Annotated in this window: 19 protein-coding genes and 1 pseudogene; 6 read left to right on the forward strand and 14 right to left on the reverse strand. The window is 53.1% G+C overall.

All coding sequences use genetic code 11. The features are described 5' to 3' along the window. The 3 genes and pseudogenes from IEY52_RS23230 to IEY52_RS23240 all read left to right on the forward strand — a co-directional run. A pseudogene (locus IEY52_RS23230) lies at positions 1 to 298 on the forward strand (hypothetical protein); the annotation flags it as partial. Positions 299 to 717: 419 nt separating this feature from the next. Continuing rightward, positions 718 to 1665: a hypothetical protein gene (locus tag IEY52_RS23235; RefSeq protein ID WP_189007811.1), complete on the forward strand. Its 948-nt coding sequence runs from the start codon at positions 718 to 720 to the stop codon at positions 1663 to 1665. 14 nt (positions 1666 to 1679) lie between these two features. Then, complete coding sequence (locus IEY52_RS23240; protein WP_189007813.1) at positions 1680 to 2057, forward strand: hypothetical protein; 378 nt, start codon at positions 1680 to 1682, stop codon at positions 2055 to 2057. A gap of 52 nt (positions 2058 to 2109) precedes the next feature. Here IEY52_RS23240 and brxL read toward each other — a convergent pair whose 3' ends face one another. From brxL to IEY52_RS23305, 13 genes are all read right to left on the reverse strand, one after another. Next, a complete protein-coding gene (brxL, locus tag IEY52_RS23245; RefSeq protein WP_189007815.1) occupies positions 2110 to 4131 on the reverse strand; it encodes a protease Lon-related BREX system protein BrxL in 2022 nt (673 codons plus the stop codon). A 20-nt stretch (positions 4132 to 4151) separates the two neighbouring features. Further along, a complete protein-coding gene (pglZ, locus tag IEY52_RS23250; RefSeq protein WP_189007817.1) occupies positions 4152 to 6692 on the reverse strand; it encodes a BREX-1 system phosphatase PglZ type A in 2541 nt (846 codons plus the stop codon). Positions 6693 to 6710: 18 nt separating this feature from the next. Further along, positions 6711 to 7232, reverse strand: coding sequence for a hypothetical protein (locus tag IEY52_RS23255; RefSeq protein ID WP_189007819.1), 522 nt, complete (start codon positions 7230 to 7232; stop codon positions 6711 to 6713). Next, positions 7210 to 8241 carry an AAA family ATPase gene (locus IEY52_RS23260; RefSeq protein ID WP_189007821.1) on the reverse strand — a complete coding sequence of 344 codons (1032 nt, stop codon included), beginning with the start codon at positions 8239 to 8241 and terminating at the stop codon, positions 7210 to 7212. Before IEY52_RS23260 ends, IEY52_RS23255 begins: the two co-directional genes overlap by 23 nt. A gap of 7 nt (positions 8242 to 8248) precedes the next feature. Continuing rightward, complete coding sequence (locus tag IEY52_RS23265; protein ID WP_189007823.1) at positions 8249 to 8506, reverse strand: type II toxin-antitoxin system HicB family antitoxin; 258 nt, start codon at positions 8504 to 8506, stop codon at positions 8249 to 8251. A gap of 174 nt (positions 8507 to 8680) precedes the next feature. After that, positions 8681 to 9163: a protein-export chaperone SecB gene (locus tag IEY52_RS23270; RefSeq protein WP_189007826.1), complete on the reverse strand. Its 483-nt coding sequence runs from the start codon at positions 9161 to 9163 to the stop codon at positions 8681 to 8683. Between the two features lies 1 nt (position 9164). Then, positions 9165 to 9701: a helix-turn-helix domain-containing protein gene (locus IEY52_RS23275; protein WP_189007829.1), complete on the reverse strand. Its 537-nt coding sequence runs from the start codon at positions 9699 to 9701 to the stop codon at positions 9165 to 9167. Then, positions 9698 to 10183, reverse strand: coding sequence for a type II toxin-antitoxin system RelE/ParE family toxin (locus IEY52_RS23280; RefSeq protein WP_189007832.1), 486 nt, complete (start codon positions 10181 to 10183; stop codon positions 9698 to 9700). The genes IEY52_RS23275 and IEY52_RS23280 overlap by 4 nt, the downstream gene beginning before the upstream one ends. A 199-nt stretch (positions 10184 to 10382) precedes the next feature. Further along, positions 10383 to 14027: a BREX-1 system adenine-specific DNA-methyltransferase PglX gene (gene pglX / locus IEY52_RS23285; RefSeq protein ID WP_189007836.1), complete on the reverse strand. Its 3645-nt coding sequence runs from the start codon at positions 14025 to 14027 to the stop codon at positions 10383 to 10385. A gap of 163 nt (positions 14028 to 14190) precedes the next feature. Further along, positions 14191 to 17751 (reverse strand): BREX system P-loop protein BrxC, encoded by a 3561-nt coding sequence (gene brxC, locus IEY52_RS23290; RefSeq protein ID WP_189007839.1) that lies wholly within the window; start codon positions 17749 to 17751, stop codon positions 14191 to 14193. A 102-nt stretch (positions 17752 to 17853) separates the two neighbouring features. Then, the gene (locus tag IEY52_RS23295) at positions 17854 to 18438 is read right to left on the reverse strand and encodes a DUF1788 domain-containing protein (RefSeq protein WP_189007842.1); all 585 of its coding nucleotides are present in this window, start codon (positions 18436 to 18438) and stop codon (positions 17854 to 17856) included. Beyond that, positions 18435 to 19040, reverse strand: coding sequence for a DUF1819 family protein (locus IEY52_RS23300; protein WP_189007845.1), 606 nt, complete (start codon positions 19038 to 19040; stop codon positions 18435 to 18437). The genes IEY52_RS23295 and IEY52_RS23300 overlap by 4 nt, the downstream gene beginning before the upstream one ends. A 55-nt stretch (positions 19041 to 19095) precedes the next feature. Continuing rightward, complete coding sequence (locus IEY52_RS23305; RefSeq protein WP_189007848.1) at positions 19096 to 19617, reverse strand: hypothetical protein; 522 nt, start codon at positions 19615 to 19617, stop codon at positions 19096 to 19098. Positions 19618 to 20222: 605 nt separating this feature from the next. Here IEY52_RS23305 and IEY52_RS23310 point away from each other — a divergent pair. Together IEY52_RS23310 and IEY52_RS23315 are read left to right on the forward strand one after the other, a co-directional pair. Further along, positions 20223 to 21095, forward strand: coding sequence for an IS1 transposase (locus tag IEY52_RS23310; protein WP_229684934.1), 873 nt, complete (start codon positions 20223 to 20225; stop codon positions 21093 to 21095). A gap of 432 nt (positions 21096 to 21527) precedes the next feature. After that, a complete protein-coding gene (locus IEY52_RS23315) occupies positions 21528 to 21989 on the forward strand; it encodes a hypothetical protein (RefSeq protein WP_189007850.1) in 462 nt (153 codons plus the stop codon). A gap of 1920 nt (positions 21990 to 23909) precedes the next feature. On the opposite strand, the gene IEY52_RS23320 is transcribed toward IEY52_RS23315, so the two are convergent. After that, entirely contained in the window at positions 23910 to 24212 is a 303-nt protein-coding gene (locus tag IEY52_RS23320) for a helix-turn-helix domain-containing protein (protein WP_189007852.1), read from the reverse strand. Between the two features lie 92 nt (positions 24213 to 24304). Between IEY52_RS23320 and IEY52_RS23325 the strand changes: the two genes are divergently transcribed. Next, positions 24305 to 25948 (forward strand): PEGA domain-containing protein, encoded by a 1644-nt coding sequence (locus IEY52_RS23325; protein WP_189007854.1) that lies wholly within the window; start codon positions 24305 to 24307, stop codon positions 25946 to 25948. The last annotated feature ends 60 nt before the right edge of the window (positions 25949 to 26008 follow it).

The raw sequence follows: 26008 nt of genomic DNA on the forward strand, positions 1-26008 counted from the left end.
CAAGCACCCTTCCTCGGGCAGTCGGTACGCTTTCATCGAAGGTCAAGACATCACTGCTGAGACCTACCAGGCTGCCATTGCCCAATGGAAAAGTGGCAAGAAAGGCTTTGTGGTGCTGAAAAAGCGCTGGGTGGTGGAGCGGACCAATGCCTGGGTGCTCAGCCACCGTCGTCTGCGGGTAGATTACGAATATTTGCCGGAAACCACCGAAGCCTGGATCTATCTGGTCAACATCCGCTTACTGATTCGCCGTCTGGCACAGCATTCAGATCATGAAGCGTTAAAGAATGCTGCCTGATAGCCTTTTCGGACGGTCTCTGAACGGGACGTCACATGTTGCAGGTTTGATGTGGTCATGGGTGTTTGCATTATACCGAACTCCACTACACTGCTGTAAAAATCATTCTCCAAATTGGTTTACAGTTACAAAAATCATACATGTGATGTCAAAATCAGTGCGTCAAATCCTGTCGCGCAGAGGAATCAACAATGCGAATTTCTGAGGATCAAGCGTGTCTGATATCTGGGAAACCCATCTTGTCAATGGGGAAATGCCTTATTCAATAACGTTTGTTCAGAAGGACCAGAGGTTGTGTTGCCTGTTTCTGGGCTCTGCTCAAAAAAGATCCACGTCATTCCCTGTCGCAGGCAGATGAAACAATGCTTTTGAGGTGAGAGATGAATCCCAGCCAGCACCGTTTGACATCGTCTGCCCCCATGCCCCTCCTCGACCAGTTCGACCTGATTCACCTGCTGCAAACCTGGCAAATCCCCTTCAAGAACTTGGGGGACTTCCTGGAAGTCGAGCATCAGGGCACGCATCACCTTTTGCGTGCTGAAGCGAGGGAAGACGGTCTGGGCCAGTTGCTGCTGGCTTACCCGGAGCGGCCCCTCAGGGAAGAGCACTGGCAGATCCTCACCGAGCACGCCTGCACAGACATGTTCATGCGCAGTGTGCAAACCCGTGCAGATGCAGGACTGGATCTGTCTTTTCTCAACTCAGCCTGGGTCAACCATGCCAAGATTCCACCCCTGATCTGGAACGCCGGTTCCGCAACCCTGTTCCTGGACAGCAAAATCCTGGAAGGCATTTCTTCGAAGGGATATTTTTTGCGTCTGCTGGAAGCCATGGACCAGAAGATCCAGGTGTATTTCAGCCAGGTGCGCAAAGAAACCACCCCACTGCAGCCCTGGCAGCAACGTCCTGAAGAGGATGGCACCGAGTGGATGACCGCCGGACACCTGCAAAGCCTGCTCCCAGGCTCAGAGAACTGGAGCATGACGCGCATCAATGAACTGTCCACCCTGTACCTCCCGCCCGAGGAGTTGCATGGGGCCTTTCCGAATCTGGACGAGGTGGGCCTGCATGTTCATTTGCGCTGGAGCAAAGACGAACACGACTGGGGATGCCTGTATTTCCGGGCTTACACCGAAGCGCCAAAGGTCCCCCACAAGACCGAGAAACTTCTGGAGGGGCACCTGCAACACCTGGAACACCTCCTCAACCAGGGACGCAACCTTTCGGCCCAGCTCGATCCGGACGGAGACATGGTGGTGCGGCGCATCTTCTGGTGTGAAAAGGCACCCAGCCCAGAGCTTTTGAAAGCCTACCTCGCAGACATCGAACTTGCAGCCTGGCTCACCTACGCCATCTGTGTGCAGTAAACAAGGAGATCAACATGCTGAGAACTGTTGTGTTGCTGGTTTCTCTTTTTTGCTTTCAGTGTGCCCAGGCTGCCTGTGACATGCCTGCAGCCCGAAAGTGGCTTGGGTCGATCGGCCTTGAGCTGGGCTGGAGGCCCGAGGTGGGCAGTTACATTGCGGACACCAGTGGTTTCAAGGTCAAAGAACTCACCCAGAAAATTGACGCGGCGGCAAAGAAGTACGGCTGGGTGTCGGTGGGCAAGTGGAAAATTGAAGGTGCGCTGGTGGTGAATGCCGAGAAGACGTTCAGCTACAAAGGGGTCAAGCACCGTCTGGGCATTCTGGACGCCACAAAAGCCGGTTACACAGGTCCATTTCTGGCCATTTATGATGGCAAGGGAGACGGCTGCTGAACCTCAGCACCACAACAACAAAAGCACGGCCCGGGCCGTGCTTTTTTGCTTCTCACTGCACACCAAGTGCCTTGAACACCGCGTCCACCGGATCGCTGTAAAAAGACACCTGAAATTTGGCAAAAAGCTCTGGTGGGACACTGGCAATGTCCACAGCACTGGACATCGGGATCAGGATGCGTTTGGCTCCAGCGTCAAAAGCCACCTGCAGGGTGGTGGCAAAATTTTCCACCCTGGTGATGGTTCCCCCCACCGTCATGTCTCCCAGAACCACCATCTGGCTCTGGATGCTGCGTCCCAGGGCTGCACTGCAAAGGCTGATGAAAAGCGGCAACGCCAGTGCCCTGGCAGCCCCGGTGCCTTGCAGGTCTGAGAGGTGCAGCAGGTAATCACTGCCTTCTGGAAAGATGGTTCCGCTGATGCGGTTGCTGTTGGCCTTGAAATAGGTGAAAGCCACCCTTGCAGCATCACTGAGGCTGGCATGGTTGGCCAGTCCAGTCTTGACCAGTTTTCCATTCCCCTGTGCTGTCTGCAGTTCAATGCGGTAGACCCCCTGCAAGCCCCCATCTCCGAGCTGCACCGAAAAAGCGTGCCCTGGAGCAGAAGGACCATCGGGAATCAGGCTGGTCCCGCCCATCTCGGGAATCGAGACAAAGTGCTCTTCCAGGGTGTCCTGATCGATGTAGCTGAAGTGCACAGCGTAAAACTCCATCCCACCGATTTTCTTGAGTTGTTCCTTGATGCGCCTGCGCACTTTCAGGGCATACACCAGGCAGTCCCTGACGTCTTCTCTGGTGTAACTGCCATCCGGGAACAGCAGTTTCAGCAACCCGGAAACGGTTTTTCTGACTGCAACTGTGTCCCTCTGGTTGAGGTTGTTGCCCAGCTTGAAGTGCTTTTCGATGCTGTCGGCAAAGGTGCGTTTGCGCATCTCCCGGAACCACTCGGCCAGGTAATCCACGATCATGCCGTACTGCTTTGTAAAGCTCTGGGGGTAGAACTTGGGGATTTCCCAGCCAGGGATGTAGGCATGGAAGCGGTCAAAGAAAGCCGCATCGATCATGACGCTGGGGAAAGGGGAGAGCAGGTGGCTGGTTTTCTGCAGCACCTCCACACTCTGGTCGATGTTCCCCACAAAGACCATCGAAGCAGAACCGGTGATTTCCACCTTGCCACGGGCAAAAGAGCCCGAATTCATGTAGTCTTTCATGATCTGGATGGCGTCTTTGTCCTTGAAGTTGATTCCGGCCACCTCATCAAACGCCACCACATCCCAGAGTCCCACCAGCCCCACCTGCCTCTGGGAGAGGTTGTAAAAGAGGTTCGCCACGGTGGTCTGACCCCCGGAAATCAGCACGGCATTGGGGCTGACCTCCTTGTACAGGTGGCTCTTGCCTGTAGAACGGGGACCGAGTTCGCAGGAGTTGTAGTTGTTCTCGATCAGGGGAATCATGCGGGCGATCAGGTGCCACTTGGCGTTTTCCTCAAATGCAGTGGGCTCCAGACCCACGCTTCTGAGCAGCACATCCATCCACTCTGCCCGGTCAAAAAACCGTCGACCCTCAAAGAGTTCCTGCATGTCGATGGCTGGCATCTGGATGGGTTTGAGTTCTTCCAGCACAAAAGGACTGGGGAGAGAACCCGCCTCATAGGTGATGCGCAGGATGCACCAGATGCCCCCGGCCAGCAGCTTCTCGTACTTGAGCACATAATCCGGGTCCACCTGAATGCCTGACACCCCCAGGCTCATCAGTTCCGCCTGGTAGATGTCGGCTTTCTCGTTGAGCTTGACGGTCACCCGGTCAATGATGGTGTAACGGCCCAGCTCCCGGATTTTGCTTTTGACCTTCTCGGCCTCGTCGGGACGCACGTAATTGTCCGAGAGGATTTTCTTGACCCGGCCCACCCCTTCCTGGATGGCCAGATCATCGTTGGTGGCACAGTACATCCCCAGCAGGTATTCCAGCACGTACACCGGAACGTTGGCCCCTTCCTTGATGGACTGGGTGAGGTCCTTGCGCACCACTTTGCCGGGGAAAGCGTAGTTGAGTTTGTGGTTCAGGTCGTGGTTCATGGAGTGCTCCTCACCGGGAATCAGAAGGCATCAAAATCATTCGAGAAGAGGATGTTGACCCGCCACTCTTCGCTGGTCACCACCGTATCATCTTCAGCGTCCCGCACCTCGAGCAGGTAAAGGGTGTTGCTGCTGGTTTTGCGTGAACCGATGATCAGTTTCACCGGAAATTCCCGCTCGGTGGCATACGTGGATTCACTGGCAAGATCAAGCAGCACTTCGTTGGTGACGGCCACCCTGCCTTCTTTCTCGTAAAGACCGATTCTCACACGTCTGGGCCTGATTTTGTCGGTCACGGGTTCTTCTTGCACCACCATCACCGTGAAGGTGTTGTTGCGCACGGTGCGGTCGGTGCTGGTGATCAGGGCCTTCACCTTGCGGCTGACCCCACCGTCCCCTTTGGTGGCCCGCTGGTGCTGGTAAGAAAGAATGGGAACAACCATCTCCTGCAGGCTCATGCCCCCGTGCACATACTGCACCCCTGACCCGGAGATGCTGTAACGCAGGTGCCCTCTTGGGCTGTAATACTGGACTCCAGTCACTTTCTGGTAGGCATTCAGGTCCACCTCCACATTGCCACTTTCCAGTTGCAGCGGTGTGCTGGACAACACATACCTGCGGTCCGTTTCGAAGACTCCCGGCACTTTGGGGAGCTGCAGCTTGTCTGAAGCCTCGATGGGACGGCGCTGGTACTGGAAACCATGGTCTGCGGTGACCAGCACCTTCTGGGCATTGAGGCTGTTCACCAGGCGTTTGATGGCCTTGAGCAGATCTCCGATGGCTTCCCTGGCTGCCTTAAAGGTGCCACTTTCAGAACTGGCATGGTCCCCAGTGGCATCAATCACGTCGTGGTACACGTAAATCAGGCGGTAAGGCTTGATGCGGTTTCGCATTTCTTCGGTGGGGGTGTTCAGGAGTTCTGGCAGTTTGAAGGCGGTGGCTTCCACACCAGAAGCCTGCAGCACCTTGATGCGTGCATCGAGCCCTTCGGTGGATTTGCCATCCCTCAGCACACTCCCTTTCTCGTCCACACTCAGGGTTTCTCCTGGCAGCAGTGCCGCCATCCCCCAGTGGGTCTTGCTGGGAAGGGTGCTCAGGGCGGCCTGCAGGTTCACCGTGCCGCGCAATTCACGGGAAATTTCCTCGGAAAGTTCCGTGGCAATCTCATAACGCAGGGCATCCGAAATCAGCACGAACACCCGGTCTGAAAGCAGAGGCTCCACATGGGATTTGAAAAAACTCCACTGTTGCATCTTGAACCCCAGCTTTTTGGAGACATCCGCACCAAAAACATCACTCCAGCGGCTCCCCAGTTCTGCCAGGAAACGGTTGGTATAGAAGTTTTCAATGGCTGCAGAGAGGGGCTTGAGTTCCTCAAGTTCTGCCTGCTGAAAATGCTCCACGAACGTGCGATACGCCCGGTCCACCCGGTGGTATTTTTCGGTGTATTGCTGGAAGAGCACCTCGGGTTGGTCTGGGTAGGTTTTGGGCAGCCCATGAAGGGACTGAAAAAAATCCACAGCAGCCAGCAAAGCCAGGTAAGCGGCCCGGTAATCCTCAAACCAGATGCTGCTGCTGCGCCCCGTGAGGAGTTCACTCCACTTGCGGAAATCCGGTGCTGTTCCAGTGAGACCCAGAGCTGCTTCCTGCAGGATCTGCAAATCCAGAGCCCGGAAGGTGTCCGCCTGCTGGTAATTGCGAGGATCAACCCCTTTCAGGTACTTTTTCACATCCAGATCTTCTGAAAGCTGGTCACTGAAGGTCTGCCACAGGGCAGAGTCCTGGTTGTGCTGCTTCCACTGGTCCATGAAGACCACTGCACGGTGTGCAGGCTGAATCCCAAAGAAACTGATTTCTGCAGGTGCGGTGGTCCAGCCGTTTTGCAGGTGGGTCGCCAGCAGGGAAACCATCAGGCGACGCAGGCTCACGGTTTTGTTCTGGTAACCCAGCGTGAGTCTCACCTGTTCCCAGAAGGCTTCTTCCAGACCATGCTTCTGCAGCCTGCTCCAGAGCTCATTGCTGTCTTCACTGAGGCCAGCAGAGAGCACCTTGCGAATCAGGAGCTGTTCATCTCGCACCTTCAGGTCCGTGAGCACACACATCATGGAAAGCAGCAGGTTCTGTTCATTGATGGAAGGCTCAATGTTCAGGGCCAGCAGGCGCTCCTTGCGGGTCTTGCTGTCAAAAAAGCGCACCTGCCTGCGCAGCACATCCTGCAAGTTCTTGTCGTGCAGTCCCAACGCTGTGAAAAGCAAACCTGCCCGGTCTGCACTGAAGGTCAGACCAGACTTCTGCACATCCAGCAACCAGTTTTCTCTGGCGGCAGGCTCAGGGAAAGGCAAATACAGCAGAAAATCCTCGTCTGCATGGGCAAACAGTTCATTCTTGGTGGTGAAGAAGTTGTCCTTCACCTGCCACTTGCGAACTTTTGGCAAATCCAGAGCGTCAAATTCCTGCTGGAACTCTTTAGAGGGGTCGTACCAGAAGATCACCCGGCGGCCATCGTGCTTCCAGCGGCGGTCATCGGTGAAAAGGGTGGAGAGGTTGGATGGGATGGTCACTTTTTCTCCTCGATGGATTCAGGGAACTCTGGTGATGGTGATTCCGGGATAGAATTCTCGCCATGTTTTAAGATCAAATACTGCTGCATCATTCAGGTAGGTGGAGACAGACCAGCCACGACCAAAAGGTCCGGCCATGAAGGTCTGATTTATCACCCTGTCTCTGGCCTGCCTTAGCAAAGCACTGTCTATTTGTTCTTTTGCAATCAGAACGACATAGCGTTTTTTTAGAGTCGTGTATCGGTCCATCAGACTCAAGTAGAGGTAACTTTCTTTGTACTTGTTCGCCAGATCGTTTCTTTCTGTGTATTTTTTGAGTTGACTGCGCTCTATTTCCTCTCGTCTGGCCTCCAAAATGGTCCTGTCATCAAGATCTTTGACCTCAATGAGCAACAGATGATCAGGAAATTCGGCAATGATGTCCACTCTGGACATTTCAGGCACTCCGTGAGTTTTGGCTTCTTCTTTGGAATCATCAAACAGATGGGCTGTGATGCTCCCAAAATCAAAAACCAGATCACCTTCCCTGATGACCGTCATTGTCACGCTCCAGCCAGGAACCCAGGTCAAGCCTGTAAATGCGTTCAAACTCTTTCTCAATCAGGTTGTGTTCAATGCCTTCATAGCTTGTGGCGACTGAAGCTTTGACCCCTTGCTGCTCCGTTGTGTACAGGGAAATGAACTTTAAATCTTTTGCCTCGTGAATTTCCAATTCCTTCAGGAGCACATAACTGTGCGTGGCAACAATGATTTGAAGACCAAGTTTGGAGAGGTCAGACAGGCACTCTGCGAGACCTTTAAGGGTGGAAGGGTTCAGGTTGGCCTCCGGTTCGTCCCAGAGGATGACATCACCGGATACGAGATGCGGATAATTTCGCAAGATATACCAAAATACAGCGATTTTTCTCCAGCCTTCAGCGACCAGATTGAACTCTATTTCCTTGCCGTTGTGATTCAAGAAATATTGATCTTCTTCTACCTTGGGAACACCGCCACCCATATAGTGCTTTAATTTTTCCAGAATGGGCTGAAACAATTGGTTCTCTTCCTGCAAACTTGGTAAAAAAGCGATGTCTAAAATATCTGTATAAGTCTGGTCAAATGCAGTTTGATAAAGCTTCAAAATTGAACGTAGACCCTTGGCATGACCAATGAGGTCTTTTGCAGGCATGAAAAGAACATTTTTACCTGTGATTTTTTGGGCTGCATTTGGGAAGCGCAGTTTTGCTGATCCATCTGGAAGGGGTAAACGGAAATCCAGCTGACCATACCCAGAGATTGTGGTTTCTACAATTGTGGAATTGTCCTGGGTGCGTTGAAGTCTTGATAAATCGTTGTCGAGTGGAAGAAAGACTTTAAGGACTGAGTCTGGAATCCCATCAGCACCCCATCCACTTCTGCTTGGTCCTCGAATAAGACCATAGATCGCCTTCAGAACATGGGTTTTCCCCGTCCCATTCCCTCCGATCAAAACATTGACCCCAGGGCTGAAGGTCAGCTCCAAGTCTTCAAAGGCTGTGAAATTATGCAGGTGCAGGCGTTCGATCATGGGTGTATTATCCCTGTTTTCTGGTGGTTTGAAGTGTTTGGTCAGGTTCTGGAATTTGCAAACCCAGCTCCAGAGCCGTTTCCAGCCAGAGTTCTTTTGCTTCTTGCAGCATCCGTAAAGCTTCCTCCGCAGTCTCACCCTGCGTCATGCACCCAGAAAGTTCAGGATGGAGAGCAGTGAATCCTCCGTCCTGTTCCGGGTAGAGTTCAATTTTATAGGGCAAAGTCAGAAAGTGTTCGATGATTTCAGGTGCAGTTTTTTTCATTGAAGTCCTCTCTGGTACGTTCTTGAGGGTTCTTGGAATACGTTCTTTTTCTCAATAATACCCAGCAAAGGGTGTAGTACGTTGCGCCCCTATAAAAGCATTCCCCAGTGCTCAGGCGAGGTAAAGGGCGAGGCATGCCTTGCCTCTACAACCGATTCATGAGCTTTGCTAATTTTATTGGTCCGTTTTTTGTCTGTTGTTTCTGGTTTTTTTTGTTGGGGCAGCAGAAGTTTTGAAAGGAGGCAATACAAACGAAGGCCACTCCATGCGCTGCATGGTGCTTTGTACGAATTCACGATGGTAAGGCCAAGCGTTCACTGGAACGTTTTGCTGAATGAAAACATCCAGAATTTCTGGGGTGATTTCGCCTTCCGCAGTGTACGTGAGCACGAAGCTGCTTTCCAGAACAGCATGTTCTTTCTGGCTTTCCTTTTCCGTAAATTTGACAGTCATCCGGGTTTGGATTTCAAACTGCCCTTCACTGGGTTCTGAGACCAACGCAGAACCAAAATCCAATTCCACCTGCAGTTTTCTGGGTTGTGGTCTTGAAACATGACTCTCCACCTTGCAACTGGTAAGACGAATGTGTTTCAACTCCAGAGTGCGAATGAACTCACTGTAGAGTTTTTGGTCTGATTTTTTGCTTTTCTGTGTCATTTTAGATTGCCCAAGTTGCTTCAGAATCACTGGTGTTCAGAGGATCATCCCAATAGAAATCACTGATTTCGAGCCGAATGGTCTTGAATTCTGATTCGTATTCCAGATTTTCCTCTGTCCAAATGTATTCTTGCCATCCATGGTGTACAAACTCTCTGATGTCCTGATCTTGTGCTTTTGCCTTCTCTCTAATATGGGCAGGTACATCTACGATCACAGTATCAATATCATCAGAAACCTGCTGAAAACTGTCCTTAGACTTGATACCCACCACAAGCTCTGCATCAAGCGCATGGAGATAGCGCATAACTGTTTCAAAATCGTGCTGTTTGTAGGGATTTTCCAGTTTTGAGATGGCAGACTGTTTTACACCCAAAATCTTTGCCATCTCAGCTTGGTTCTTCTGGAGATTTTTGCGGAGAGATTGCATGGCAAAACTCAAGTAAAGCTTGAGATGTTCAAGGCGTCCTTCCAGTATAACTTCTGGATCTTCGCTGATGTGTTGATCGAGAATCAGATCACCCTGATAGTTGCTCATGATCTTCCTTTCTTGCGCGGGGTTTTTCCTTGCTGAGATTTGGGTTGTGATTTGGGAACTGCTTTTTGTGCGGCTTTTTCTGCTTTGATTTTTGATCTTAGTTCACCCAGACGTTTAATGGTTCGAGCTTTATCTCGATCTTTGGTGGCTCCATTGTAGCGTTTCTCGAAAACATCTAAAAAAACAAAGGTCTGTGGGTCTTTCATGGTAAAAGTATACCTGTAGCATAAATTATCATGAATAAATTTGAGTTCAAAAAATCCATCCTCTTTAAAATAATCTATCATCTTGTGCGAGAGAGATGCTGGATGAAAATCGCACAAGAACTTGATGTCTGTTCGTAGTATGTTGGCCTGTTTATCAGAAAGAGATGGTTTTATTCCCTGAGGTTTTTCCTTCAGCAATTGGTAGAAATGTTCTTGAAGTTCCTGAGGAATGTCTCCATTCGCATCGCGATACAATTCCCACACCCAGGTGGTCAAGACCGGACCTCCTGACCTTCACTATAATATTCCTTCGAAGGAATATCAATGGTAAGCATGTGCACCTATAACCTCCCTCAAGATGGCGTCTAGAAGGTGCAGCACGCTGCGCCCCTGCAAAAGCATTCCCCAGTGCTCAGGCGCGGTATAGGGCGAGGCATGCCTCGCCCCTACTAAAGATAGAGATATTCCAGCTCCCTTACCCCAGCCCCTGTTCCTTCAGCAGGTCCAGTTTCCACTGGGCTTTTTTCTCCAGGTCTGCCATCTTGAGGTCGTTCCCCTCGTACACGATGCCCTTGAAGCGGGTGTAGTTGTAGGCCACCCCATCGTCCAGGTCCAGAGCAATGCGCTGGTCTGCGAGTTGCTGGACTTTGAGCTGGTAGGCCCGCACCTCTTCGATGTCCAGCTTCAAATTCTTGATGCGGGTTTCTGCGTTCCGTTTCTGGGCCCCTGAGCTGCTGGCCGCTTCTGCTTCTGCCAGGGACAGCTGGGCATCCAGGCGGGTTTGCAGTTCCAGCACGTAATCGGTCCTGAGCCTTGCCAGGGTGTCCGGGGTGTAGCGGTGCAGGTACACGAAGGCATTGAAAGCCCGGCGTTTCCCGCTGGTGAACAGCCAGTAGATCGGGCGTTTCTTGTAGGTCTGGATGTGGTCCGAGGCAAACTCGGTCACGAAGTACCGCCTGATGGTCTGCAGGGCACTCTCGTTCCCCTTGCGGCCCAGAGCGTCTGCAATAAATTCCAGGTTCTCAGAGAGGTGGTCAGGACCGTAAGCCACCTTTAAAAATTCCTGAAAACGGGTCACCAGATCGTCCTGAAAGTACGCTTCTGTGGTGACGGGCAAAATGGCGTCTGCATCTGCCGGGAATTTCTGGTGCCTGCCGGGGTCAAAAGGCTGCCCTGCGTGAACCAGACCGGGCGTGTCCAGGCTGTAACGGCCCATCATGCACCCCACCGCGTAAGACAAGAGGCTTTTCACGTCCCGCCCCAGATCCGCCTTGCGAATGGTGATCTGCTCCTCTGGCACCTCCGGCGTGAGTTCGTCTTGCAGGCCGTAAGCGTCGATCCAGTAACGATTGTTTTCCTCTTCCAGACGCTTCAGTTCATAAAAGGCATCGCTGGACAGCTTTTCCCACTCTGAAAAGGCGTCTTTGATTCTGGGGTGGCTGGAGCGCAGGAGGGGGTGGGTCTGGAAGTCCCAGGAGGTTTCGAAGTTGTCCCAATCGGTTTTTGATATATTAATCATCAAGGAGATAGAATCAGTATTAACATATTTTTCGATACTTGAGAGCAAAATAGGAAACTTAGCCACCTCGCCAGATTGGAAATTTAAAGTAGGATTAAGTTGTTCAAATATACTTTGGAAAACCTTAGAGTTCATTAGTGAGGAAATAATGTTTAATCTACTGATGCTTTCCGGCAAAAATAGACAGCACCCACCATTATCAAAAAGAAATCCCTCTGCAAATTTTCTAATACCAAAAGATCCCGATGTTACTGTTGACCATGTCCAGCCGATTTTGAAGAAATATTGTTCATTTGCTACAACCGAATGAGGGATATTTTTTATTTCACTACCATTTGATTGCCAATTGCACACAAAATCTACCATTCCATACCACCTGCGATAGCCCCCACCTTTGTTATAGAAATACCATTTTTTATCTTGAGCATAAAATGTCGTTCCATGGCCTCCTATTCTTGTGTTAATAGGTTCGTACCAATATCTAAGAAAACGATCATTGTTTGTGGTAGTATTCCCTTTTCTCGGCAATGCGATGCTAGATAAAGATTTACTATCTCTGTAAATTTGAAATACAGTCTCGCTCATCCAATAAGCAATTGGAGACCCAGTAATTTCTTTGAATCTATCTGAATCTGAATAATGCCTATTTTCAAGAATGTAAAATTGGGCTTCTTTATCTCTATGATTTGGATAATGGTTTACCTTAATGAATACTCCCTTCGCGCGTTGTCTCTTTTTTCTGAAGGTAAATGCAACCGCTTGCATCACCTTGGAGTTTAACTCTGCAAATGCGCCATAGCCTAAATGAACTAGAGACGAAATATGAACTGTGTTTAAAATCTCGTTCCGTAATTCTTCAAAACTAGAGAGAAACATCCAACTTTGTTGATTTATATTTGCCCCAATGCCGTTGTGAAAAAGCATGTTAATAGTTTTCATTATAAAGGGTGCATATAAGTCGGTTTTTGCACTTGGGAAATTCGCATCAATATAATCTTTTAGAATCATGTTAAAATTTCCATTTCCCATATACGGAGGGTTTGCCACCACAGCATGATACTTGGACCTTAATATGTCAGCCTGTTTGAGGTAGTGTTTGAGTTCCGGGAGCATCTCAGACCCCAGTCCTCCTTCCTGCTCCAGACGCTGCACCTGCTCATGCAAGAGGGTGTAATTCACGTCTTCTGGAGGGGTGATCAGGCTCCCGAGGTTGTCGGCATCCTTGAAGGCGTACAGCAGGCCTTGCCAGTCTTTCGGGTTGATCGCCCCACTGAACAGGCTCTGGCTGTCCTTCTCTGGCGTCCCATACAAACTTCCCTGAACCGCAGGCCGTGCAGGTGCCTGCGCCCCAAACAGGGGAGAGAAGCGGGTGGGTTTCACCTGCAAGACGTTCATCTCTGGGGGGTTCCGCAAGATCCGGCGGTTCTTCTGGGCGGCTTTCATCACCAGGGCAAAACTGGCAAGCTGCGCGGCCCGCTCATCAATGTCCAGCCCGTACAGGTTGTGCTCCAGAATCATTTTCGGGATGTCCCGCTCGGGGTAGCCCTGCTCCCGGTAAATCTCGAACAGCAGGTCAAAGGCGTACACCAGAATGTGCCCACTTCCGCAGGCCGGGTCCAGCACTTTGAGCTCTTGCGGGGTCAGCCCCCCTGTGCCCACTCCGCTTGCACTGTCCCCCCCGAGGGGGGACCCTGTCGTGCCTCCCCTTTCAGGGGAGGAAAGCGTCAGCGAGGTGGGGTCCTGCTCTGGGTTTTCCAGAAAGTAAGGCATCACGGTCCTGAGCTGGCTGTCGGGGTGGTGCTCCAGCCAGAGCCTCCCCAGGCTGTTTTCCACCATGTAACGCACAATCCAGTGGGGGGTGAAAAGCTGGGTGGCCGCAGGGATGTCCTCTGCCTTGACCTTGCTTTTCGCCCCGATCACCTGATCTTTTTTATCGGAAATGTAGAACTGGTAGAGCCACCCGATGACCTCGATGTCCCGCCAGTCTTCCTCTGGAATGTCAGCCACCAGTTTGCGCAGCAGGCTGTCCGTGTGCAGCAGGTTCGGCGGCATGAACAGCTCAAGGTGCGGTTTCTCCCCGGAATCAAAAATGCTCGGGAGGCCTTTTGCCAGTTGCCTGATTTTGGCCCCCAGCAGCCTCCGGTAAATGAACTCCTCGGTGTTGGGCAAATTCAGACCGCGCCACTCTTCCAGATCCTGCACGGAGATGCCATCAAATTCACCAGAAGCAATCAGGGTGTCGGCATGCTCCAGCAAATCCGGGTAAGCCCCTGAAGTGCTGCTGGACAGCACATGGTCCATCAGGCCGTTCACTTCCATGTACCTCAGGGCAGACAGGCGGTTGAACCACGTGTAGGCAATCTCGGTCACGGTGGCCTCAAACCCATGCTGGGCCACATGCCTGATCAGGTCCTGGTACTGGGCTTTCTCCTGCGAACTCAGGTTGACGGTCTTCCCACCCATCACCAGACCCCCGGTGATGTCTTTGGCCGTTTCAATCCCTTTGCGGGTGATGCCAAACGCAGCAAGCCTGGTCTCGGTCTGCTCGTGAAGTTCCTTGCGGGCCAGGGTCGCGAAATTTTTGATTTTTGTTCTGTTCATTTTTTCCTCTGGTTTTTGGGAGGGCGAGGCATGCCTCGCCCCTACAGATGCCCTTGACAGTTTTCATTGTGCGAGACACCATGCCTTCTGCCTTCTGCCTTCTGCCTTCTGCCTTCTGCCTTCTGCCTTCTGCCTTCTGCCTTCTGCCTTCTGCACCGCAAGGTCACTCAATCCGCACCCGATTCTGCGCCGCCAGTTCCTTCAGCATCGCCTTCCTCAGACCTTCCAGGTAATCCTCCACATCTTCAGGGGTTTCGATGATGGCCTTTTTGATGTAGGTGTTGGCTTTGAGGGTCTTGATGGGTTTCGCTGCGACCACCACAGAGTCTCCGCTCCCTCCAGTGCCTTTGCTCATGGCAAGGTTGATCTGCTCCGTCAGGGCGTCGGTGACCTTGTAACTGGTGGGTTTGATTTCACTGAGCTGTGCCCTCAGGGCGGTGATGCTCTGGGCTTTCTCGATGCGGTCCCGCAGATCCAGCATCGGTTTGGTGTGAGGGGAGGGGTCCACCCGGTGACTGGCGAGTTCATCCATCAGGTTGATGGCCCCTCTGGATTCGTTGTCGCAGGTTTTCAGGGCAGCTTTGCGTTCCTCTTCCAGCACCTCTTTCAGGTGGTTGAGCACCGGGCTGAGCAGGCCAGACAGTTTGGGGATCTCTGGTGTGGGGTCTTTCAGAGAGAGGACTTTTCTCGCGGTTTGCACCCGATTTTTCAGTGCTTCGTCCTGAATGTATTGCTCGTCGGTGCCAATCTCTGAGAGGTGCTTGCGTGTGGCGTCAAAAAGTCCCTGCTGGGCTGGCTTGAAGAAGGTCTGGATCTTGTGCAGCACGTCCAGATCATCCAGCAGGTCTTCTTCCATCCCTGCGATGGTGGAATAGAACTGGGCCTGGTTGGGGGTGTCGAGCAGCTCACGCACCCGCTCAAGAAGGCAAACAATGTCTTCCTGGAAAGGATAGTTGCCAGTGGTTGCCGTGGTTTTGAAGGTCTCCAGCGATTTCTGCAACTGGCCCAGGACCGTCAGGAACTGGGTTCTGAGGATCCCGGCATCAATGGAAGGGTTGGGGAAATCGGAGATTTCCTTGGCCAGTTCACGGGCCACCTTGATGTGGGAGGGGTTGGTGACTTCAGAGGGCCGCACCACATATTCATCCTGTTTTTTGCTCAGTTGAAGGTTGGTGATCAGCTGCTTGTTCTGGGCGGGCAGCATCTGCACAGGCTGCATCTGGTGCAGCAGTTCAATCTTGTTGTCGCACCACAGTTCCAGCATCACCCCGAGCACGTCCAGTTCACTCCAGCCGTAAGGACGCACCTTGAAGCGTTCCAGCACGGTTTTCACCGTGGTCTTGACCCCTTTGTTGTGCTCCTGATTGAGGAAGTTGAGCAGATCCTTGCGGGCCTGTTCATTCGCCACCTCACCCTGTAAATCCTGCTGGGTCTGTGGATTCAGGGCCGTCTGCAACTGGCTGTCATTCTGGTAGTGGCTTTGCACGTAACCGTACTTGGTGTAAGTGTTCTCGATCAGGCTTCTGAGGCCTGCCATCAGGATTTCTCTGGGATCGCTGGAACCCACGGGCACTTTGTTTCCAGAGGCGAACACAGCCGCTTCCTGCAGGGCGTTTTTGAACTGGGTTTCAATGCGGGCCTTGCGGCGGTTGTTGGCCTCTGCCCGCTGGTTGATGATGGTTTGCATGGAAGGGCTGAGCGCAGAGGTGTTTTTCTGCTTGATGTACTTGTTGGTCTTCAACCACTCCCGGATTTCTTCGATGTAGTCGGCCTGTTCTGGCAGACGCACCAGCACTTCACTGCCATTTCCGGTGTGCAACATGGCTGCGGCATCCGTTTGCAAGTGGGTCTGTGGGTATTCCGGGGTGATCACATGCAGGCTGAAATCCCCTGCCACCTGGCCATGGTTCAGTCCATCCACTTTGCGGGTGAAGGGATATCCCGGGCGGTTGTCAATTTTGATCTGCTTCTGGATGAAGAGGGAATCCCAGAGGATGCTTTGCAGTTCCTGGGTGATTTCCCCGCTGGTCACATCCACCTGCTTGATCTCACGCCCGACATCCTGCTCTTCGTTGGTGAGGAAGCTGTACTCCTCGCCGTTGCGGGAAATCAGGGTTTCTTTTTCCAGCCTCAGCAAGGCTGCTTCCACCTGTTTTTTCAGGTCGAGTCTCACCTGATCGATGTGGGACAGGCTCAGGGTGGTCAGGTTCTCGAGCGTTCCCTTGATCTCCTTGACGTATTTGATCAGGAAAAGGGTCTTTAAGAGGTCCACATCAAGGCTTTTCAGTTTGCTGTTCTGTTTGGCCCCTTCAATGACCTGTTTGATGTTGTGGTCCAGAAAACCTTCCACAGCAGCATAGAAAGTGTGAAAGGGAGCCAGCACACCCAGGGGTTGGTTGCCCACCTGCTGCGCTGCGGCCTGAAAAGCATCCAGCATGCTGCGTTCACCACTGGCAAGGTGTTTTCCGCTGGAACCCATCGTGCGGATCTGGGTGAAGGAGTGCTGCAGCAGTTTGAACTGGTACGGCACAAAGGGATAGGCACTCACAAAAGCCGTCTCACCTGTGTAGGTGGGCATGTCTGCTGTGCCGTCGCTGAACCAGATCTGGTTTTTCAGAATGGCAGATTTGTCTGCGTACAGGGCCTTCAGGGCCGCTTCTGCCTCTGGGGTCTTGCCCAGCAGACGCAGCTTGATCACCTCGTCAGAGTTGCTGGAACTGAGGTTCACCCGGTGCCGGAAGCGTCCCTGGATTTTGCTGAAGTCCCGTCCGGCCATGGCACTCTGTTTGGTGATCGAGTCAATGGCCTCCTGGCTGGTGACCATCACCCAGGCCCGGCCATGGCAGTATACCCCGAGGTCCTCGGCCACAGTCTGGAGGTTCAGCATCAGGTCGGTGTTGTCCCCGATGTACTGGCCCACCTCGTCGATCATGAAAATGATGCGGTTCTGTTTGCCTTTGCGGTTCAGGTAGGCGTTCAGGTTTTTGGCAAAGGTGTCAATGCTGATGAAGTACGTGGTGTTGATGCCGTCAATGGCCTGCTTCGCTTCCTCTTCACTGATCTGCAACGTCAGGGAGAGGGCTTTTCTGAACTGGGCGGGACGCAGCTTGAAGGCGTGACGGTCTTCTTCCCAGCTTTTTGAGGCCACCTGCTGGTAATGGGATTTGAAGGTCTGGTAATTGCCATCCAGATCCAGTTGCCGTTCAAACTGTGCCAGTCCGGGATTCGCGCCAAAGTAACCCAGGTGGTCGTCCAGGACTTTCTGCAGCACCTTCACGATGGCTTCCTTGTCGGTTTTGCTGCTGGCACTCGATTTGGAATCGATGTTGAACAAAAGCACGTCCGTCTGCCCGGCAGCCTGCGCCACCCGGTCAATGTTCGCTTTCAGCATGGGGTCTTTGACCTTGTCCAGATCAAAGAAGTCTGCTGCTTTTTTGCGGTCCACCTCTTTGTTTTCCAGCAGGTAGGAAAGAATCTTCAGAAAGTGGGATTTTCCGCTCCCAAAGAAACCACTGATCCAGATGCCGATCTTGTCGGTGGGCTGGGAAAAAGAGCCAGCATAGAAGTCAAAGAACTTGTGAAAGTAACCACTGAGCTCACTCGTGATCACGTACTCATCGAGTTCCTGATGGACGTTCTCCTGGTCTTTTTGACCGACCTTGATCACACCATTGATGTTGCGGTTGATGTTGCGGGTGAACAGCTCTTCGATCGTCAGGGTCATGTTCTGGGGTCTCCTTGTTGCTTTTTCCAGGGTCATTTTGTGAAGTCCACTGTTCTGGTGCTGTCAGGTGCTGCCCGTTGTGAACTGTCTACTGTGAACTGTCTACTGTGAACTTCCACGAGGCAGCAGACGGAAAGCCCGGTAGTAGTTGTCGTCTTTGAAGGTGGAGAACAGTTGCAGTTCCTGCCCGGTGTAGGTGCCAGGAAAGAACATGATCACAGGCAGGCGGTCCAGTTTGTCGTGCAGGTTGTTCAGCACGGTGTGACTGCGCAGCATGGGCCACGCTGCCCCCACCCCGGTGATGAACACCATCTGGTGGTGGCTTTCCACTCTGGAATGGAGCAGTTCGGCCAGTCCATCGATCTGCAGGGCGTCTTTCAGGGCTTCTTCTAGGGCGTGGGTGCCCTCGGTCTGTTCCAGTTCAAAACAGGCTTCGAGAAGCTCATTGTTTTGCAGGTACTCCATCACCAGCTGGTACAGATGGATTTCCAGAACAGGAAAATCCAGTTTCTTCAGGAGCTCTCTCTTCAGGTGGCGCTGCACGGTGGGTTCGTCTTCGGGGTCATAATCGAAGATGTAAAATCCAATTTCATTGCCAATGCCTTTTCCAGACAGGAGTTGAGGGTCGCTGAGGACTTCAGGCAGTTTCTCCAGACGCTCTCTGATCTGGTTTTTGATCTGGGTCATGCCTCCCCCCGGTCCAGCACAGCCAGCAACAGCGGTTTCATGTGATGCTTCAGCAGCAGGTTCCTGATGTTTTCACTGATGTATGGAGGGGTGATGCGGTGTTCATCGCCAGATTTCTCCAGCACACCGGCACTCACCGCCATCATCAGCAAGTTGCGGGAGGTCCGAACAATCGTGCTTTCGGTCCAGCCCCGCACCTCTTCGGACTCCAGACGTTTGCGTTCCATGAAGCCCCTCACATCCTGACGGGTGACCCCCTGTTGCAAGGTCAGCATTTTTTCCCTCACCACCTCCAGCATGAATTCACGGATCAGACGATTGTCCCGCAAAACGATCAGGTAATTCATGATTTTCTTGTTGTCCAGCGAAGCATCAAGCATTTCTTCCCACCAGGCCTCCGGGATGTTTTTCAGTCGCCTTCTGATCTCCCTGAGCGAATTGTTGCGGGTGGTTCGGTTGGACTGCTCAAACAGGTCGTCTTCCATCACGGCCTTCTGGATGGCTTCCCAGCTTTTGCCTTCATGCAAAAAACGCACCACACTCAAAGTTTCTTGCATCAAAAATCCCCGGGTGATCGACTGGTGGCTCTGTTCTCTGGTCATTGCAGTTTATCTTACCGTTCTGATCTTACAGGGATGTGGCGACAGAGAATCACGCTCAGGAGGAGATGTGGGTTCGGTACAATTCAAGGGTCACCTCTGAGACACGGTGCATGGAAAGGGACTGTGAACCGTTTCGGATGCTCTTTCGAATTTCTGCTTCAAGGGCATGCACCAGAGGTAGTTGCAAGTTGTGCTGCAGCAAGGTTCTCAATTTGGGAATGATTTTCCTGTAGCCGGCACCTTTGTGGGAGTGCTGTGCCAGCACCTGCTGCAGCAATTGTTCTCCTGTCTGGTAGATTTTCCAGTCTGGATGGGCAATCACGTCCTGAATGTTTTTTCTGAGAAGGTTCAGGGCCATGTCCCCCAGACGCTGACGGTTGAAGTACATTTCCTGCATCAGGAACACTGCGAGGTGCTGTTCTCGTTCCATGCCCACCACCAGGGAACGGTACCGCACCCAGAACATCCACTCCTGGTCTGTGACGTTTGTGGGTTTGAAACCCCCTGGACGTCTGTTTTGTTGAATGCACCTGTGGCCCAGATCCATCAGGTCCACATAAAGAACATCAATGAGCATGGCAGAGCCATCCAGGGTCGATTTTTGGAGGGCTTGGTTGATCATTGAAAGCAGGCCTTCTCCAAGCATCTGTTTCATCTGTTGTTGTGTCTGCCCTTTCCTCCATTCGACAAAGTCCTTTTGCGGAAATCGTGCAAGCTGGTTTCGCAGGCTCAGGCTGAACTGGGGAAGGGCAGGACGCCTGAAAAGAGAATGGAGGTGGAGAGGTCTTTCTGGAGTGGGGTGAGCCTGATCCGGTGTGGATTGCAATGCCGGTTTGAACACAGAGAGCAATTGCAAACCTCTTTCGGACAACTTCACAGGATTGGGTCGTCCGCTGCGATGATCCCGCAGGGGGCAGGCAAAAAGCAGGGCAGCAGTAAAATTCGACTTGTGAGAACCAAAAAAAACAGCTGCCCCTCAGCAGTTTAGCGTGTCCAAACCCTCAGTGCCAAGACCACCTCCAGCCTGGACGAGACAACCTGACCCTCCGCAAAACCTACGGCAAGCACCAGTTGCGTCTCCTCAGATGCAAAACCTGTGGTAGCGAGTTCAGTGAGCGCAAAGGTACCCCTCTGTGGAACAGCAAAATCGATCCAGACACATTCATCAAGGTGGCAGAAACCTTGTGTGAGGGTAACTCCATCTCTGCTACGGTCAGACTCTGCAAGGTCCACCACGACACCGTAGAGCGAATCATCTTTGTCACCGGTCAACACGCCAGGAACCTGCATGACCACAAAGCGGTGGGGCTGAAAACCACGGCCCTGCAGGCAGATGAAAGGTACGGCTTCTACGGCAATAAGAGCCAGCAACTCTGGGAAGCCACGGTGATCGACCCTTACAGCAAATTTCTGGTCTCCCTGCGGCTGGGCGTGAGAGATGAGCCTTTGGTTCGCTGCCTGCTGCAGGACGCTCGAAATCGTCTGGTCGATCCTCAAAATCTAGCTTTTCTGACCGATGGGGGGCACGGCTATGCCACCCTGTTCCCGGAGATTTTTGGTGTGCCATACAGGACCAAGAAGCAGGGTGGGAAAGGTCGACCTCCCAAAGTGAAGTACCGCATTCCCCGCATGCTGGCCCATGTCCAGCTGATTAAGGTGCGGGAAGGCAGGAGGCTCAAGACCGTGGACATCCGCCACACGCACGGCACCACGGGTCGGATCAAACTAGAGCTGGAGAGACTGGGGTACAACACCCCCAACACTTCCGCTGTGGAGCGCCAGAATGGCACCGCCAGGCAACACACCCCACATATGCACCGCAAAGGACTGGCTTTTGCCCACAAGCAAATCACCCGTGTGGGACTGGCGGAATTGGTCCGACTAGATTACAACTGGGTAAAAACCTGCCGCAGTTTGAAGGTGGAATTACCCGAGAGGGTGGGGCGTCAGAAGTACCTGAAGAGAACGCCAGCAATGGCGATGGGGCTGACAGATCAGGTTTTTACCCTGGGTGAATTGCTTGCCACACCACTTCATGCCCTGAGGGGTGCGTGATCATCACAGCGGACTACCTGCTTCCCGGATTTTGCATTGGTAGGTATTCTACGGTGCGGTTGATTGTCACAGAAAAACAAAGAAAGCCGGACTGATTTGCGCTGAGAAGCCCAAGAAGCGGCCACAATGGTCCCGGGCATGTTGTCAGTGCCCTGTGCCATCACATATGGCCATTGGCGGACATTCAACACACATTTGTTTTTCGTTTTTGGGGCGGCTGAGGAATGACCCTCCCGAAGCTTTCGGTCACCTCACAGGTCAGGTGCAAGACCCTCGCCCGGCTCCAGTCAGGCCAGAGCAAACTGGCTGAGGTGGGAGCAAAGGGTATGCTGGAGGGGTCTCCACGAAAGGATCCAGAAAATCCTGGTCACCCTCGGGGCCCTGCTGACCACCGCACATGCTTCAGACTGGGCACTGGTTCCCGGACTGGATTTGACGGTCTCCCAGCAGGGCAGCAACCTCAAAAGTGCCACCTACATCACCTGGTCCATGGTGGGTGTCCCCGGACAGGAAGTGATCCACATCGTCAGTGCCCAGCGCACCGCCAGTGGCCTCACCGGGTCCTGCACCACCTACCGGTACCTGGGAATGCTGCAAGGCTCATGGGTCCTGGGGCTGACCACCACCAGTGTCACGGTTTCCAGCAAGGACAGCTCGTTTTCCACCTTCAAAGACCTCCACCCGGGCGGAAAGGTCCTCAACAACCGGGCGGAGGGTCTGCAAGCCCGCAGCCTGTGCCAGTTGCCCGGGAAGTCGGTGCTGGACACCACCGTGTACCTGCCCGGGGAAACCCGTGAACTCAGCCTGCTGCCCCCGGGCACCGACATGCAGTTCGAGCTGAATCAGGAGGCCGGCAACCTTCAGGTGCTGCCGATCTACGAGCCCCAGCAGTGACCCCACAGCGGGGTGCTGGGCCAACCCGGGTGGTGTTCAATTTCCCCTCGAGTCATGGTGGGCGCGTCAGCGACCTGACCACCAGTTGCCCTTTGAGGGCCGTGAAGTGGCTGTTCAACGCTTCAGTGGAGTCTGGCCACAGGGGGATGTGCCCATGGGCATCAAGGTGCCATCTGGGGTGGGAAGTGATGGGTCAGGCCGTGGTGCTCGAGGGGAGAGAAGCCACAAGGACAGTTCAGGTGCTCCTGGGACCTGCACGCTGCAAAGAAGATCGCGCAGTGTGACACTGTTGCCTGTCCTCAGGCAGACCTCACAGGGCAGCTGGCTGATGCAGCCCAGTTTCACGAGGTGGATCAGGGCACTGGTGATGCCCAGCAGGTGCAGTTGGTCTGCGGCGACCGGCAGGTCCTCTGGTCACTCAGGGCCATCAGGTGCTTCATGGGTTTATTTTTACGCCTGAAAATCAAACAAAATTTGATTCTGCTGACAAAAAATAAACCCGTTTGACGGACAGGTGCACCAGGCCAGAAGAGAATCCCACTGAACACACAGGCTTCAAAACAACAGATCGCCATGACCAATGCCTGGAAACACACCCTGCATCTTTGAGCAGGAATCCTCTGCAAACCTCAGGCAGAAAGGTCCCCTGAAGCATCCGCTGAACTGACCACTACACCCACACTGTCTGAAGAGGAGAAATGGTCCTGTCAGCCACCAGATCCTGGCAGGACCATTTCACAATCAAGCATCCAGGTGACCACTCCCCCCTGGCCTTGCAGAGAATCACGTGCCAACCACGTCTCCCTTTTCAGGAAGCAAGGCAGCATCGTCCATGTGCACCTGAAGGCAAACGGGTTTCTCAGGGTGGTTTGAAGGTCCGCCCACTGTCCTGACCTTCAAACGCCTGCAATCGGTGATTCCCTCCCACAGTCCACTCTGACTGGCGTCCCCGCAGATCCGTACCAAGAAAGAAACCGTGCATGTGCGAATTTATGCAGGCAGAATTTCGCGGGCTGTCGAGTGCATCGACATTGCATACGGGTCAAAAATCGAAAATGGTCAGGGCACTATGAATTTCATAGTACTTTTTTCAATCCGATGAAAAATATCACGAACAGAACAACAGAAATGGTCTATTTGCGTCAAAATAAATAGTCTTAGGTATGTTGCGTACCTGAAATTTTTTCATCGGGATTTTGGAGGTGTTATTTGTTAAATCTCAATGTATATTATGATCTTAACGTAATAAGCATCGGGGGCTCGGCTGGATGCACTTAATGCATAAAATGAATAAATGTTTGTCAAACGAGAAAAATCAGTAGATCACTTTGAAAGTAAAATTCTTTCCAACGGGTTTCTGCTGGAAAAAATGGAACAAACATTTTCCTGAAAGATGATATTTACTGTTGGAAACGAAAAAGTTGAATGGACTTTATGGAAAAGGTGAGACACAGGGTTTCTCTGACCAGAAGTGGGAGTATGAGGCAGGCACCACAGTCAGGACAGGGCTCCGGGAAAATTGCAAGAAAATGCAAGGGAAATGCCTGCGTAAAGGAAACCTGGAGTGAGCTCCGATGCTGACGTCTGCATCTGCTGTACCTGACATCCTCTCAAACTCCAAGGCAACAGAGACCCTCACTTCGCCCTGAGTGGACCTGTTGTCGGGCAAAAAAACCATTGCTGCCCGAGTTGCGTGGCGTGTTCATGACTTCCGTCAGGCTGAAAACGCGTTCGGTCCCATGGTTGGAACTTCTCTAGAAGCCCAGCCTGTCCATGACTGCCCGGTTTTTTGCATTCATTTTTGCATCAAGATTGGTGGTCAAAACACTTCAGACCACAGGGCAGTGGGGTTCTGGCAGAGTGGATTGTCTGGCACGCCAGTGCCCGTTCCGTTTCCACCGTTTTCGAATTGGGTTTCTTTCAGGAGCGTTTGCCACCCGTTTTCACACTGGTGTCAGGGTCTGGTGTTTCAGGTTTGCGGAGCAGCCAGGTGATTTCGATGCCCACGGCTTCACAGTAGGCCAGCAAATTCAGCAGGGTGGGATTGAAGCCTTCTCTGGGGTTTTCAGCTTCGAAACGCTGGTACATGCGCACCGAGATGTCCATTTTGTCGGCCACTTCTTCCTGGGTGAGCCGGGTTTGCTTGCGGGTTTCGCGGATGCGCTTGCGGACCAGGGCCAGGTAGGCCTGCTGTTCTGCTGTCACCTCGTGCCGCGTTTTCACCTCCGTATCTTTCTGGACAATCCCGCGCAACTCCACGACATAAATGTCGTATTCTGTGGAAAACCTGGAAATGCTTTTTCAAGGAGAAACCCATGAGAAACTTACCGTATCTGATCCCCCTGATTTCCCTGACCCTCAGCCACGCCGTGGCCCAGCAGGTCCCCTTGCTGCAAACCCTGCCGATCCAGGGAAACGGCTGGGGGGTGCCTTCATCTGTGGTGCTCGACGAAGCCCACCACCTGCTTTACGCCCTTGCTGGACCGAACGTGGTGGTGTACGACCTCACTGCTCAGAAGGTGCAAAAAACCCTCAAGGTCAGCACCAACGGCAACAACGGACTGGCCCTCAGTCCGGACGGCAAAATCCTTTATGTGGCGAACGATGCCCCACCGTTCGGCCCGGCCCTGACCCTGCTGGACACCACCACCTGGAATGACATCCCCATCAACGACAAGAACACCAGGGAAGTGCTCAGCAGTCTCTGGAAGCAGATTGTCCTCACCCCAGACGGAAGGAAAGCCTTCTTGCTGTTCGATCCCAAACTGGGCAGCGACAACCTGGGGGTCCTGGACACCCAGACCTTGCAGGTCGCCCTGTGGAAACTCCCCGCCGAGGCCAGTGCTTACAGTCTGTCCCCGGACGGAAAACACCTGGCGGTGGCCACCCATGGACAGGTGCTGTTGCTGAACCCCGAACATGGGGAGGTGGTGGGCACCCTGCCCATCCCCACCAAAGACGCCACCTTGCTGCAAATGTCTTTCAGCCCAGACAGCAAAACCCTGGTGGGGGTGAACAGCCAATCCCAGGCCCTGGTGTGGCAGGTGCAGGGTGGCATCCTGGAACGCACGGTGCCCACCCCCGGGATCTTCCGACCCAACTTCGTGCGGTTCTCCCCCAACGGCAGGTATGTGCTGTTCGGGGACACCATCAACAGCACCGAAGAAATCAACTCCTTTGACACCACCACCTGGACGGAAGTGCCCAGCCCCAAAACGGATTACCATGACAAGCTCGGTGCCACCTTCACCCGGGACGGCAAGACGCTCTTTCTCAGCGTCACCCAGGGGATCCGGGTGTTTGACACTTCAAGCCTGAACCCCCTGGACGGCCGCGTGCAGGTCAATGTGGAGCCCACCGACGCCAACATCCGCATTGCGGGACAGCCGCCCTTCATGAACCCGGACGGCACCCTGCAAATCTTCACCGGGGTGCCGCAGGAGGTGACGGTCTCAAAACCCTACTTCAAGACCTTCACCACCACCCTGAACCTGGGAGCAGGAGAGGTGAAAAACCTGAATGTCTTGCTGGAACGCGAGCGTGGCGCTTTGACCCTCACCTCCACCCCGAGGGGGGCAACGGTGTGGATCAACGGGGAAGAGAAAGGCAAAACCCCCTTGAAACTCAGCCGCCTGGACGCCGGAGACTACACCGTGACCCTGAAACTGAACGATCACCGCGACTTCACCCAGCAGGTCACCGTGCAAGGCGACCAGAACGCGGAATTGAACTTCACGCTGGTGCTCAAACCTGGCATCAAAATCACCAGCCGTCCCACCGGCGCGCAGGTCTTCGTCGGGGAAGAACAGGTGTGCGAGAAAACCCCCTGCACGCTGAGGAACCTGCCCGAGGGCATCCAGGAGTTCACCTTCAAACTGCAGGGTTACCCGGACCTCAAAGCCCGCGCGGTGATTCCAGATGAAGGCACCTCCACCCTGGAAGTCACCCTGAAGCGCTGACTTTCAGGGTGCCTGGCTGCAGCAGGACAACAAGGCCTGCGGGGCCCTGAAGTGTCTGCT

It is taken from the genome of Deinococcus roseus, from assembly GCF_014646895.1.
Taxonomy (GTDB): Bacteria; Deinococcota; Deinococci; order Deinococcales; family Deinococcaceae; genus Deinococcus_C; species Deinococcus_C roseus.